The sequence below is a fragment of the Microcystis sp. LSC13-02 genome (assembly GCA_002282935.1).
Lineage (GTDB): Bacteria > Cyanobacteriota > Cyanobacteriia > Cyanobacteriales > Microcystaceae > Microcystis.
This window is the reverse complement of the sequence record MTBT01000257.1, coordinates 25,135-38,276: the sequence shown is the minus strand read 5'-3', so window position 1 is coordinate 38,276 and position 13,142 is coordinate 25,135. Positions and strand designations below refer to the sequence as shown.

Sequence of the window (13,142 nt, the reverse complement as noted above, 5' to 3'; positions counted from 1 at the left end):
TCTAAGCTGAATTCTCTCAACGAACCCGCGCGAGTCTCCACCCTCAGCAACGAGTTCGGGGGAGACTGAAAAGTCTCCTATCCCCTAATTCCCTACTCTAAAGCGTAGATACGACCATCCATGAGCAGACGGGTGATCCCTTTAGCTTCCAGTTGAGCGTGAGCTTTTTCGATCAGGCGACCGTCGGGAACTTTAATCACTTTTTCCTTGCGCTTGGAGAAACGACGAGCGATGCGATGACTTTCAAAGATGGGGAGGGTGCGCTGCTGGATTTCCTGAGGGGGAACCTTACCCAATTCGGCAAAATCCTTGAGGGGACGGGTGATTAATTCGGCAGCGCGATCAATGACCAAGTAACAGGTTTTGGGAAAAGCCGCCGCCGATAGGGGTAATATCTGTAATTGGGCTGTTTTAACGATAGTCGGGCCTAAATAGCTGCCCGCTAGTTCCTCCTCCTCCTCGTCTTCATCTTCATCTTCATCTTCATCCTCCTCTTCATCCCAATCCTCGTCAAGCTCATCTTCCTCCTCCTCTTCCTCGATAGCTTCGACGAAAAACTCGTTTAAATTAGCGTTTTCTAGAGGCTTATCGCCATTAATTTCTGTATCTTCCGAATTATCTGCTTCTGGCGGGTAAGAGGTATCCATTAACAGGGTTAATTGTTCCACAGAAGCGATCGGTTGCTCAAAATCACACTCATCCTTAGCTTCGATGTGCGCTGCCCGAAAACTAATCACCTCGATCGCTTTTTCCGATAAATCCGCGGCTGCTCCCTCCTCCTCGAAACCACGAGGATTGCGGGCCAAGCGTTTTTTCTGGATTAATTGCTCGTATTCCTCGCTAGAAAAAGAATTTTTGAGAAAACGACTGACCGTAGAACTACTCACGCCATAACGCTCGGCTAAGGTGGAAGTGGTGGCCTCCGTTTCCCGATAAAGCTTAAGAATTTCTTTTTTCGTGGCATCAGTCAGTTTTCTTGGACTCATATTACTTATATAGTTATTTTTTAAGCGATAGGATCTTGCCGATGGCTAGTCAGGGGAAACTGTTGTCCTTGAGCGGATGTACTCTTAATCATAAAACGCTCTAGCCAATTAAAACTAAGCAATTCGTTTTCTAGTCCCTGTTCTAGTCTATCCTTGACTTCTGTTTCTCACCACTACTCAAGATTAAAAAATTGACGATGATATCAAGTGCTGCTAGTCAAAAAGCCTTATTAGTTCTGGCCGATGGTACGGTTTACGAGGGTTATTCCTTCGGGTCCAAGGGAACCACCGTCGGCGAAGTTGTCTTTAACACGGGGATGACTGGTTATCAGGAAGTCCTCACCGATCCCAGTTATGCTGGTCAAATCGTCACTTTTACCTATCCAGAATTGGGAAATACGGGGGTTAACCCCGAGGATGAGGAGTCAATTCGTCCCCAGGTGAAAGGAGCGATCGCCAAAAATATCTGCCACCGGCCCAGTAATTGGCGTTCTACCCAATCCCTACCGGATTATCTGGCCGCTCATCATGTTATTGGCATCTATGGCATCGATACCCGGTCTTTGACCCGCAAAATTCGCTCGGTTGGGGCGATGAATGGGGCAATTTCTACGGAAATACTGGATTATCACGATTTACTGCGGCTGGTGCAGGCAGCCCCCAGTATGGCGGGGTTAAATCTCGTTAAAGAAGTTACCACGAAGGAAGTGTACGAATGGACGACTCCCACCCCGTCCGCCTGGGAATTTGCACCAATTGATAGTGATCAAGAACCGTTAACGGTGGTGGCGATCGATTTTGGCATCAAACGCAATATTCTCCGGCGTTTAGCCAGCTACGGTTGTCGGGTGATCGTGGTTCCCGCCGACACTCCCCCGGAAAAAATCGCCGCATATAATCCCGATGGTATTTTCTTTTCTAACGGACCGGGAGATCCGGCGGCTGTCACCGAAGGTATTGCCCTAGCCAAGCAACTTTTGCAAGGGGAAAAACCCACTTTTGGCATCTGTATGGGTCATCAAATTTTGGGGCTATCCCTAGGGGCAGAAACCTTTAAACTGAAATTTGGCCATCGCGGGTTAAATCAACCCTGTGGACTGCGGCAACAGGTGGAAATTACCAGTCAGAATCACGGTTTTGCGGTGCAGGAAGCCTCTTTAAATCCGCAAGTGGAGATTACCCATCTCAACCTCAATGATCGCACCGTAGCGGGTTTAAAACACAAGTCTCTGCCCTTTTTCTCGGTACAATACCACCCCGAAGCCAGTCCCGGCCCCCACGATGCCGATTATCTGTTCGCCAAATTTGTTGATTTAATGCGGGAAGCAAAAAAGGATCGGTCGTAAATTTTTAGGATATACTAAGGTTTTGATTTTTACGGCTCTAGAGCTAGGAGGCGATTATTCCAGAAGCAATTAACTTGACCGTCAGCTTGCGAGGTACGCGTGAGGTCAGAGATAAGTACCAAATTTTCCGTTTGACGGGTCTTTTAGATGCCTTTTCCGAACCGACTTTTTGTAAGGTGATCGAAGGCTATGTGGAGCAAGGTCCCAAGGATGTGATTATTAGCCTCGCTCAGATTGATTTTATCGATAGCTCCGGTTTAGGGGCTTTAGTAAAATTGGTGAAAAAGGCCAAAACCGAAGGAGGCAGTTTACAAATTGTTACCAATGCGCGGGTAACTCAAACCGTAAAACTGGTGCGATTGGAGCAGTTTTTTTCCCTGCAACCCACCCTAGAAGCTGCGATCGAATATCTGGAAAAAGCGTAAATCGTGGAATCTCCTCTCGAAAAAATTCGCTTACAGCTAAGTGGCGAGGGGTCACAACTCCTAGAGGGTCTTGACCGATTATCGCCCGCTTCCCTGGCCTATCTGGGGGATGCTGTTTATGAATTATACATCCGCACCTATTATTTACTGCCGCCCCAGCGTCTGGGAGACTATCACGCTCAGGTGGTGGGCAAAGTCAGGGCCGAACAACAGGCTTTAGATTTAGAACAACTGCAGCCCTATCTGACAGACCAAGAAAAAGAAATTCTGCGCCGGGGACGCAATGCGGTCACGGGAAAACGCCGTCGTCTGACAGCCCAAGTCTATCAGCAGGCCAGCAGTTTAGAAACCCTGTTCGGCTATCTTTATCTGCAAGACCCCTCCAGATTACATCAACTATTAGAAAAACTAGAATTATAGCCCCGACCCCCTTTTATTAATCCATCCAATCATGAGCGATCGACCATTTCGTGGCAAGTCCGATAATAGTAATTTTCGCCGGCCTTCGCGGCCGAAAACCGGGCCAATTCTGGCTAAATCCCCGGCAGTAACTCCAGAAAACCAAGAAGCTGATGATCTGCTCTACGGTCGCCGGGTGGTTTTAACGGCCATGGAGGAGGAGCGCCAACTGAATCGGATTTGGGTGGTCAATCGACTCCGTTACGATCCCCGTTATCATACCCTCTTAGAAAAAGCGAAAGCCAACGGCACGGTAATTGATGAGGTGGATGATCTGCGTCTCGATCAGATTACCAATAAGGCCAATCATCAGGGGATTGCCGCCCAGATGTCTCCCTATGAGTATATAGAATTAGCCGATCTGATCGAGAAAGCTAAGGGCAAAAGTCGTCACCCCGTCATCGTCATCGCTGAAGGTATTACGGATCCCCATAACCTTGGGGCAATTATTCGCACCGCCGAAGCCATGGGTTGTCAGGGGGTAGTTATTCCCCAACGTCGCGCCGCCGGGGTGACATCGACGGTGATGAAAGTGGCGGCGGGGGCCTTGGAATATTTACCTGTAGCCAGAGTGGTCAATCTCAATCGTGCTTTAGAGGAATTAAAAGCGGCGGGTTTTTGGCTCTACGGCACGGCGGCAAAAAGTGGTAAATCCTTACACACAATTAATTTAACGGGTGCGATAGGATTGGTGGTAGGTTCGGAGGGAGAGGGTTTGAGTCTGTTGACCCAAAAGTCCTGCGATGAGTTGGTATCTATCCCCTTGGCAGGCAAAACCCCCAGTCTCAATGCTTCGGTGGCGGCGGCTATGGCTCTTTACGAGGTTTACCGTCAACGCTGGCAAAATTCCCCCGACTGAAAATCTGTATTTTTCGACACCCCAATAGCCAAAAGGAAAAAGTACAAATAGAATAGGAAGGAAGTTTGCGAAATGTAAACGAACGTAACAAAACCACCAGAGTAGATTGAGACGGGGAACAAAATGAAAGAATTTTTGATTAGCTTACTCGAAAGGTTCGGATTAGCCTACTGGGTCGAGATTAAAACCGACTATCCCAGATGTACTTATTATTTCGGTCCTTTTCTCGCTAAAGACGAGGCTGAAGTCGCTCAAGCTGGTTACGAAGAAGATTTGAAAACAGAAGGAGCGCAGGGAATTAAATTGCATATAAAACGTTGTCAACCCGAAGATTTAACTATTTTTGAGGAAAAAGAAGAAATCAAGCCCCTGAATCCCCTAAAGGTCTTACGCAGTCAAGCTTCTTAACGACTTTCAGTGATCAGTAATCAGTAATCAGTAATCAGTAAACAGTGATCAGTAAACAGTAATCAGTGATCAGTAAACAGTGAAAAGACAGCGGAAAACTGCCATTTAATAATGCACACTTAATACCGATAACTGGTAACTGATAACCGATAACTGATTCAAGGCTGATAGTCAAATATCAATGGGAGCGATTTAAAAAACAGCTATATTGTGCTTCTGTCAGCCTTCCCGCTTCGTAGAGAGTATCGGTAATTTCTGCCAGGGTTAAAACCGAATAAGCTTGATAACCATGGCTACGAAGTTTATCTTTAACAAGTCCACCATGATCGATAAAAACCACGATATCATTAACTAATAATCCCGCCGATTTAATCTTTGCTGCCCCCTCGATCGCACTTTTGCCAGAAATTAAAATATCGTCCACCACTACCACGGTTTCCCCCACTTGAAAATTACCTTCAATTAATCTTCTTGTGCCGTGAGCTTTTACTTCTTTGCGGGGGAAAATCATCGGATGATTTAATAATAAAGATAAACCGGTAGCTGTGGGTAAAGAACCGTAGGGGATACCAGCAATGCGGTCAAATGTCAAGGTTTTTAATATTTCTCCATAGGCTTCAATTACCTGCTGAAAAATATTAGGATTAGAGATAATTTTTCTCAGATCAATATAATAGGAAAAAGTTTCTCCCGATGCTTGCACATAATCGCCAAACATCAAGCAACCAATATCAAATAATTGTAGAATTAAATCCTGATGAGGATGTTGTTTTAAAAGACAAACGTTAGCAGTCCAAATATCATCTTTGCTCGATTCTTGCCTTTGATTTTGTTTAATTCTGTTGACTTCCTCTCGTAAATCCTTGACTTTTGCTCCCAAATCGGGTTGAGATAAAAAGTCTTGGGGGACAGGAATTAATAAACCCTCGCCATGACTATTTAAACCCACAGTAATTAACTCGGAGAATTTGCTTTTGTCTTCCCAAATACTGCGTAATAAAATCAATCTTTCGGGGGCAAAATTGCGAATCTTTTTCAAAATCTCCGGTTGAGTGGTTCCCACTTCTAAAAACACTTGTTCGGGAGTTCCCCAAGTACAAGCTTCTTTGACAACTTGCAGATAAAAAGGATTGTCGCGACTGGGGAATTCTTGCAGATTAATCGCGCCTTGATTGGAAGTATGACAGAGGATAAAAGCGCCATGCTCGGGGTAAACTAAAAAAGGAGCAACGTGATCCTGTCCGGAGTAGGGATTGAGAGTAACCGCGTCCACCTGCCAAGTTTTAAAGATAGTCTCGGCTAAAATACTGCTAGTATTAATATCGCCGTGTTTAGCATCCAAAATTACAGGGATATGATCGGGAATTGCCGTTAAAATTCGCTGTAATAATTCTAACCCGGCTGCTCCCAAAGCTTGATAAAAGCCTAAAGTTGGTTTGTAGGCACAGACAAAAGGGGCAGTTTCATCGATAATAAACTTGAGCCACTGTTCTAAATTAACGATTAATTCTCCCGGGGTGGAGGGCATCATTTCGGGGTTAGCATCTAAACCGAGGACAAGCAGACTCTGGTTTTGACTAATGGCGTGGTTTAACTTTTGAAAAAAATTCATCGGTTCCTAATCTCAGGATTCTGGATTAGCTTCTAATTCTACACTGTTTTGCCAAAAAATAGGCTGTAAAATTGTCTGGTGCAGACTTTTTCTTGTGTCAGCGTCAAGGAATTTCTTTTGTAGCGGTTGCCATTCTTGCCATTTTTGGTGACGGATATTTTGGAAAATTTCTAGTAAGGTGGGCATTTCCTTGGCAAGACAATTGGGGAAAATTTGGCTAAGAAAATCCGAGAGAACACAACAATCCTGCATTTCTCCGAGAATACTTTGAAGGTTTTTAATATCTTCTAGATACTCTTGATATTTGTCGCCATAAAACTGAGTGAATAACTCCATATTATAGCGGGAACGCTTGGCTTCTTTGCGGAGATCGTGCAGTAATAATCCTTCTTTTTCCAATAAGTCATCAATTTCTTGACTAGAAAACTCTCTTACTTTTTGATTTTCCTCTAAATTTACCCCAACTAACCAGCCTTCGTGCAGTAAAAATCGACTCGCTTGGGGTAATAATAAGTCCGGTAAAACCGTGGCAATATCTAATTTTCCAATCGGTTGATAGGTAGGATTATCCAACCAACGGGCAAAATCTGCCTTAAAATTGAGAAATTTATCGGACTTCAACAGCTTTTCTACCTTAGCAAAAGCCTTCTCCCTTCGGTGTTCGAGAACTTGTAAAACTTTCTTCAGTAAATCCTGTTCTTTCGGGGGTAAAATTGGCTGATAATGACCGACAAAAGCCTCTTTTAACACATCTAAATCCCGCAATTCTCCTAAAATTCTGCCCAGATTACCCACCCGTTTTTGATCGGCAGATTTCGGCATGGTTAAAGCGGGGGCAAAACCGGTTAAGGTACTGCGGAGACGGCGCATTCCCACACGAATTTGATGTAATTCTTCCGTATCCTGATCGAGTAAAACCCCAGCTTCGTGTTTAAGAACTTTATGAAAATGTTTATCAATACCGATATAGGCCCAATCGGCAACAGTTTTAGCCCGAGGATTAAATTTGTTAGTCATTTGTCTTTAGGGAGGAAATAATGTCAAGATGATGATAGAATCTTTAAATCAAGACTGGAACTAATAGATACTATTTAGGGTCTGCTGAATAATGGTAAAACCCTTTTAAAATAAAGCTTTTGACCTGTTCTTTCAAAAACCTTGCATTATCCTTCTTGTAGTACATCGCTTGGTACAAAAAACAAGGGCAACAAAGCCTGAAACGACCGGCTACTGACTCGGAGACTCCTGACTCCTACCCCCACCGAAAAACTTTTTCAGCAGACCCTATTTATTCTATACAATAGGATGAAGCGGCAGCTTTAAGAGAAGTTTATGGATAGTTTTTGGCTAGATTATGCGGGGGAAATCGCTTTTCGCACCGGAGAACATCTTTTCTTGACGGGAATAGCCATGGCTATGGGTAGCTTAATCGGGATTCCTCTAGGTATTTTAATTAGTCGTCAAGCTATTCTCGCTCAACCAATTATAGCGATCGTTAACACCCTACAGACTATCCCCAGTTTAGCCCTATTTGGCTTTTTAATTTCTGTGCCTTTTTTGGGAGGAATCGGCAAAATACCCGCTATTGTTGCCCTAACTCTCTATACTTTACTGCCAATTGTTTTAAATACCTATTTGGGCATCACAAAAGTTGATCCCGAATTAAAATTAGCCGGGTTATCCCTAGGTATGACCGACGGGCAAATCCTGCGCTATATCGAATTACCCCTGGCCAGGGCGATGATTTTAGGAGGAGTGAGAATTGCGACGGTGATTGCTATCGGTGTGGCCACGATCGCAGCTGCCATCGGTGGCGGTGGTTTGGGAGTGTTTATTTTTCGCGGTATTGCCACGGTCAACAATCAGTTAATTTTGGCGGGGGCAATTCCTGCCGCTTTTTTAGCCCTTGTGGCCGATTGGAGTCTCGGTTGGCTAGAAAATACCTTTTCCCCTTCGCAACGCCCGCAAAAGCCCTCTAAATGGCAATGGGGATTAGGTTTAATCGGGTTAGCCTTGCTATCTTTCCTGTTGACTCAAATTTTCCATTCATCCCCCGGCACAGTGGTGATCGGTTCCAAAAATTTTACCGAACAGGTGATTTTAGGGGAAATTTTGGCACAGGAGATCGAAAAAGAGACGAATTTACGGGTCGAACGTCAATTTAATCTCGGTGGTACTCTGATCTGTCATGAAGCGGTGAAAGCGGGTAAAATCGATGGTTATGTGGAGTATTCTGGCACGGCTTTCACGGGAATTTTGCGAGAAAAACCCCTGAACGATGCCCGATTAGTCTCTGAAAAGCTGCAAGAGATTTATCCGGAAAAATTTAATCTAGAAGTGTTTCCCAGTTTAGGATTTGAGAATAATTTCGCCATTGTTATCCGGGGAGAAACCGCCAGTCAATACAATCTTAAAACTCTCTCGCAAGCGGCTAAATATACTCCCAATTGGCAAGCGGGTTTTGGTTATGAATTTTTGGAAAGGGAAGACGGTTACAAGGGATTAGCGAAGACCTATGGCCTAACTTTTGCCCAACCCCCGAAAGTGATGGATTTAGGGTTAATGTACCGCGCTTTAGCCGAAAAACAAGTGGATTTAGTGGCGGGAAATTCCACCGATGGCTTAATTCCCGTGCTAGATTTAGTCATCCTAGAAGATGATCGACGCTATTTTCCTCCCTACGAAGCGGTACCGATTTTTAACCGGGATAGTTTGCGAAAATATCCGCAATTGCGACAGGTTTTAGCCAAACTCACCGGCAAAATTACCTCCACAGCTATGCAGAAATTAAACTATCAGGTGGATGGCAGCAATCGCAGGGTGGAGGAAGTGGTCAAAGAATTTCTAGTCTCCCTCTCTTAACCATTTAGTCACTCCCCCGGGTTGATCGATTAAACTAATGCCTTGGGCTTTTAATTGTGCGCGAATGCGATCGCTTTCGGCGTAATTTTTCGCTTTTTTTGCCTCTGTCCGTTGTTGGATCAGATTTTCGATTTCCGCTGCACTAATTCCCTCAGAAACCGGGGTTTCTCCTTGGTCGGCGGCAATTTCTAGGCCCAAAACCCTAGACAATTTCACCAAAGTATGCCATTTTACCGCTAATTGGGCCAGATTGCTGTCTGTCTTACCCGCATGGGTTAAATTATTACCCTCCTTGCGTAATTCCTTAGCGATTTCAAATAACACCGCTAAACCACCGGCAAAGTTAAAATCGTGATTTACCGCCTCTTGAAAGCGATTTTCTAGCTCTTGGTCAGTAATTCCAGGATTATCTTGCTGAAGATGCTTATAACCAAAGGATAAACCCTCTTGTAAAGTATGCCAGCCATTAGTGGCCGCCTGTAATCCCTCATCGGAAAAATCAATCGGTTTGCGGTATTGGGCTCCTAAAATTAATAATCTCACGGCTAAGGGGTCATATTTTGCCAATAACTCGCGAATAGTGATGAAATTACCGAGGGATTTCGACATTTTTTCCCCTGCCACCTTAACCATGCCATTATGTAACCAATAGTGGGCTAGAGGTTTACCCGTAGCCGCTTCACTTTGGGCGATTTCGTTTTCGTGGTGGGGAAAAATTAGATCACTTCCCCCCACATGAATATCGATAGTTTCTCCCAATTGTTCTTTGACCATGGCCGAACATTCAATATGCCACCCCGGACGACCTTGACCCCAGGGAGAATCCCAACTAGGTTCCCCCGGTTTTGCACCCTTCCAGAGGGCAAAATCAAAGGGGTCTTGTTTCTTGATTGCTTCCGGGTCGTCGGTTTCTACCCGGCCGCTGGCCCCCGCTTGCAAATCATCCAGTTTTCGCCCTGATAGTTTGCCATAATCAGAAAAACGACGGACGGAATAGTAAACATCGCCATCGCTGGGGTAAGCATAGCCTTTTTGTTCTAATTCATAGACTAGGCGCTTGATACCGTCGAGGGTATGAGTGGCCCGGGGATAAGCGTCCGCCGGTCTGACTCCTAATTTTGCCATATCTTCAAAGTAGGCCTGGATAAATCTCTCGGCCACGGCTGCCATGGTGGTATGTTCATTTTTAGCCCGATTGAGAATTTTATCGTCAATATCGGTGAAATTCTGAATATAGCGCACTTTATAACCGAGATACTCCAAATAACGCCGCACCACATCCCAAACCACACAGGTACGCGCATGACCCAAGTGGCAATAATCATAGACGGTAATGCCGCAGCAATACATGGAGACAATGCCGGGGATGAGGGGGGTAAAGGGTTCTTCGCAACGACTGAGGGTGTTGTAGAGGATTAAGGTCATGGATGGGGAAATTTTTTTCTGGGGAAAAAGGCTAGTCCAATTTTATAGCAGCTATCAGTGATCAGTGATCAGTTATCAGTTATCAGTTATCAGTGATCAGTTATCACTTTCCCTGATTTACTTACTATATTTTGTGTTTTTTGTCAAGAGGTTTTTAGGGTTTTAGTAAAGATGTGACGGTAAAATTCGAGAAGATAGGACTGTTTTGATGACAGCTATTATTGATAGAATCAATAGAATAACGAGAGGAAAGCTTGATTGTTTGCCTCAACCGACAATTTTTAATTGTTAATAAACTTTGACCAGACCCTAACTATGAATGAACCACCTAATAGCGCTGGCGATGAAATCCAATTACCCCGGGGAGAAAGAGTTGACCAGCTAAGAAATCTCATCGAAACCCTACGCATTGCCGATGAAGTGGCCAATCGAGGTTATTTGATTACCAGCGCCGAAGTGGCCGATTTAATGGATATTAATCCAGGGGCCGTTACCAGTCGAGGCGACCATTGGCCGTGGCGAAATTGGGTAATCTCCCGGGTCAGACGCGAGGGAAACCAAATTCTTTGGCAGTTGGAAAAAGTCGATTAGAATTAATTGCAATCATCAGTTAATTTCTCTCTTGACTTTTGTAAATTAGTAATTAGGGTTTGCTGAATAAATCTAAAAACCTTGTTGGGTAAGACTTTTAGACTTTTTGTCAATCAAAAAGTCCCAGATATGGGAGGGATCGGGGGGAAAATTCAGGGACTTTTTCCCTGAAAATTAGGTAATTTACCAGATGAAAATGGGTAAAAACCTACACCCCACACCCCACACCCCACACCCCACACCCCACGAAAAACTTTTTCAGCAAACCCTAATTATCTCGTCAATTTCCCCCAGCAGATGACGCGCGAAACGTCGGGCCAGGGGCGGAGCCGATACAAGTGTACTGGTGAAGCCAGAAAATACCTGCAATCCCACTTTATCGGCGATCGCTCCCACTAGAGGCCGTCCCGAGGGGGCAAAGGCCACTAGGCAATGATGACAGCTTCCGGGGAGAGAGGCTAAAGAGGGCAGCAATGTCCCCACGGCGGCGCGTATTGCTTTTTCCCCCGCCAGAGGGTTTAAAATCCCGCTAGGATCGGTGATAATGGCGCTAATTTGCCCTAGATAAAGGCTTTGATCCCGGAATTGTACCGCCCCCGTTTCTAAAACACTGGTAATTATTTCTGGGGTTTCTCTCTGCCAAATGCCCTGATTTTCTAGTTGGGTAATTTTTTGCTCTAATACCAATCTAGCAGGAATTGCGGGCATAACTAGGGTGTTTAATTTGATCTCGCTGGGGGGAATTTTGATCACCTGGGCATGGGTAAAATAGACGGAAGCAGTAATACCAGATTTTTGCAGTAAAGACCGGGTTAATCCCCCCGCACAAACGATAGTTTCCCCGGCATAATAATTATTTTTAGGAGTTTTTACGCCGGTAATTCTCGATGCAGTTTCAATTAATTCGATGACAGCTTCCCGAATAATCGTGCCTCCCAGACGCAGAAAAGCTTGTTGATAGGCAAGATTAGTTTTTTCGGCATTGATGTGACCGTGGGGCAGTCGTAAAACTCCCGAAATAGCTGCGGGATTTAATAGAGGTTCTAAAGCGATCGCTGCTTGCGGATCGAGAATTTCGGGAGTAATAGCAAAGATAGCAAATTTTTCGGCCACAGTGGCCGGATCATCTTCGGGGTTGACGGTGAGAATTAGATCTATGTCCCGGTATTCGTTATCTATGCCCAATTCCTGCGATAAATTGCGCTGAATTTCTCGACCTTCTTGATATAATTTTCTCTGGATTTCTGTGGTGGCCGACCAATAGGCTAAACCCCCGTAACTGTAGAAAGTGGCGTTGAGGGGATGGGTTTCTTTTTCTAATAAGAGGACTCGACTGCCTAGGTTAGCTAGTTCATAGCTTAAGGCGGAACCGGTGATACCACCACCGATAATTATATAATCATAAGTTGTGGTCATAATTGGGCTAATTTTTACTTAATTAATCTATTCTATCATTTCCTAGTTTCTGATTTGATCAATAATTGCTATAATTACAGAAAAAGTTCAAAGCGGGATAGGATAACTATGCAACAGCTAGAAACTAGGGGGATAACTGACTCATGGATTAAAGGTAGTTGGGAAGAATACTTAGCAGCAATTAACAACTTCCCAGAAAATAAAGGGAAAAGTTATTATTACAATGGCTATTATCGATTAGAAATGACTCCTATTGGATTTGAACACGCTAGAGATCATCACGTTGTCTTTTTGGGGGTGAGTCTCTACGCTATCCTCAAAGAAATTCCTTTTCAAGGACTCCCTACTTGTTCCTATCGCAAAAGAGGAATTAGAGAAGTGCAGCCAGATATATCTTACTATCTAGGAGAGAAAGCGAATCTGATACCAAATGGGACTTCGATTATTGATTTAAATCAGTATCCCCCACCAGATTTAGTCATTGAAATCTCCAAATCTACCCTCAATGATGACTTAGGTAATAAACGCTTACTCTACGAAGAATTAGGGGTTAGTGAATACTGGAGTGTTAAGGTAGATGATCCTCAAATATTTGCTTTTGAAATAATCGATCGAGGTAGCCAAAGAATTGATATATCAAAGGTTTTACCTAATTTAAAAATTGCGGTTTTAGAGTCAGCTTTACAACAGGCGCGCAGCAAGGATCAAAGTCAGGTGGGACGTTGGTTAATCAGTCAATTTCAAGGTTAAATC

Annotated in this window: 13 protein-coding genes; 8 read left to right on the top strand and 5 right to left on the bottom strand. The window is 44.3% G+C overall.

Features of this window, described 5'->3' with window-relative positions:
- Positions 1 to 92: 92 nt before the first annotated feature.
- Positions 93 to 986, bottom strand: a complete 894-nt coding sequence (locus BGL89_RS16390) for a helix-turn-helix domain-containing protein (RefSeq protein ID WP_286826608.1) — start codon at positions 984 to 986, stop codon at positions 93 to 95.
- Between the two features lie 197 nt (positions 987 to 1,183).
- Between BGL89_RS16390 and carA the strand changes: the two genes are divergently transcribed.
- The 5 genes from carA to BGL89_RS16365 all read left to right on the top strand — a co-directional run bounded on the left by carA (position 1,184) and on the right by BGL89_RS16365 (position 4,483).
- Positions 1,184 to 2,332 (top strand): glutamine-hydrolyzing carbamoyl-phosphate synthase small subunit, encoded by a 1,149-nt coding sequence (gene carA, locus BGL89_RS16385; protein ID WP_286826607.1) that lies wholly within the window; start codon positions 1,184 to 1,186, stop codon positions 2,330 to 2,332.
- Between the two features lie 74 nt (positions 2,333 to 2,406).
- Positions 2,407 to 2,757, top strand: coding sequence for an STAS domain-containing protein (locus BGL89_RS16380; protein ID WP_286826606.1), 351 nt, complete (start codon positions 2,407 to 2,409; stop codon positions 2,755 to 2,757).
- Positions 2,758 to 2,760: 3 nt separating this feature from the next.
- Entirely contained in the window at positions 2,761 to 3,177 is a 417-nt protein-coding gene (locus BGL89_RS16375; RefSeq protein WP_286826605.1) for a Mini-ribonuclease 3, read from the top strand.
- A 31-nt stretch (positions 3,178 to 3,208) separates the two neighbouring features.
- On the top strand, positions 3,209 to 4,075 hold the full coding sequence (gene rlmB, locus BGL89_RS16370) for a 23S rRNA (guanosine(2251)-2'-O)-methyltransferase RlmB (protein WP_286826604.1): 867 nt from the start codon (positions 3,209 to 3,211) through the stop codon (positions 4,073 to 4,075).
- A 123-nt stretch (positions 4,076 to 4,198) separates the two neighbouring features.
- Positions 4,199 to 4,483, top strand: a complete 285-nt coding sequence (locus tag BGL89_RS16365; RefSeq protein WP_286826603.1) for a DUF1816 domain-containing protein — start codon at positions 4,199 to 4,201, stop codon at positions 4,481 to 4,483.
- A 178-nt stretch (positions 4,484 to 4,661) separates the two neighbouring features.
- Here BGL89_RS16365 and BGL89_RS16360 read toward each other — a convergent pair whose 3' ends face one another.
- Both BGL89_RS16360 and BGL89_RS16355 read right to left on the bottom strand, forming a co-directional pair.
- Entirely contained in the window at positions 4,662 to 6,095 is a 1,434-nt protein-coding gene (locus BGL89_RS16360; protein ID WP_286826602.1) for a bifunctional orotidine-5'-phosphate decarboxylase/orotate phosphoribosyltransferase, read from the bottom strand.
- Positions 6,096 to 6,107: 12 nt separating this feature from the next.
- On the bottom strand, positions 6,108 to 7,112 hold the full coding sequence (locus BGL89_RS16355) for a CHAD domain-containing protein (protein ID WP_286826601.1): 1,005 nt from the start codon (positions 7,110 to 7,112) through the stop codon (positions 6,108 to 6,110).
- Between the two features lie 315 nt (positions 7,113 to 7,427).
- On the opposite strand from BGL89_RS16355, the gene BGL89_RS16350 reads away from it, so the two are divergent.
- Positions 7,428 to 8,957, top strand: coding sequence for a glycine betaine ABC transporter substrate-binding protein (locus tag BGL89_RS16350; RefSeq protein ID WP_286826600.1), 1,530 nt, complete (start codon positions 7,428 to 7,430; stop codon positions 8,955 to 8,957).
- Here BGL89_RS16350 and cysS read toward each other — a convergent pair.
- Positions 8,940 to 10,382, bottom strand: a complete 1,443-nt coding sequence (gene cysS / locus BGL89_RS16345) for a cysteine--tRNA ligase (RefSeq protein ID WP_286826599.1) — start codon at positions 10,380 to 10,382, stop codon at positions 8,940 to 8,942. The two genes, BGL89_RS16350 and cysS, sit on opposite strands and share 18 nt — an antisense overlap.
- Before the next feature lie 315 nt (positions 10,383 to 10,697).
- On the opposite strand from cysS, the gene BGL89_RS16340 reads away from it, so the two are divergent.
- Positions 10,698 to 10,973 (top strand): hypothetical protein, encoded by a 276-nt coding sequence (locus tag BGL89_RS16340; protein WP_002768833.1) that lies wholly within the window; start codon positions 10,698 to 10,700, stop codon positions 10,971 to 10,973.
- 258 nt (positions 10,974 to 11,231) lie between these two features.
- Here the strand turns inward: BGL89_RS16340 and BGL89_RS16335 are convergent, their stop codons facing one another.
- The gene (locus tag BGL89_RS16335) at positions 11,232 to 12,389 is read right to left on the bottom strand and encodes an NAD(P)/FAD-dependent oxidoreductase (protein WP_286826598.1); all 1,158 of its coding nucleotides are present in this window, start codon (positions 12,387 to 12,389) and stop codon (positions 11,232 to 11,234) included.
- A gap of 108 nt (positions 12,390 to 12,497) precedes the next feature.
- Between BGL89_RS16335 and BGL89_RS16330 the strand changes: the two genes are divergently transcribed.
- Positions 12,498 to 13,139: a Uma2 family endonuclease gene (locus tag BGL89_RS16330; protein ID WP_286826597.1), complete on the top strand. Its 642-nt coding sequence runs from the start codon at positions 12,498 to 12,500 to the stop codon at positions 13,137 to 13,139.
- Positions 13,140 to 13,142: the final 3 nt, after the last annotated feature.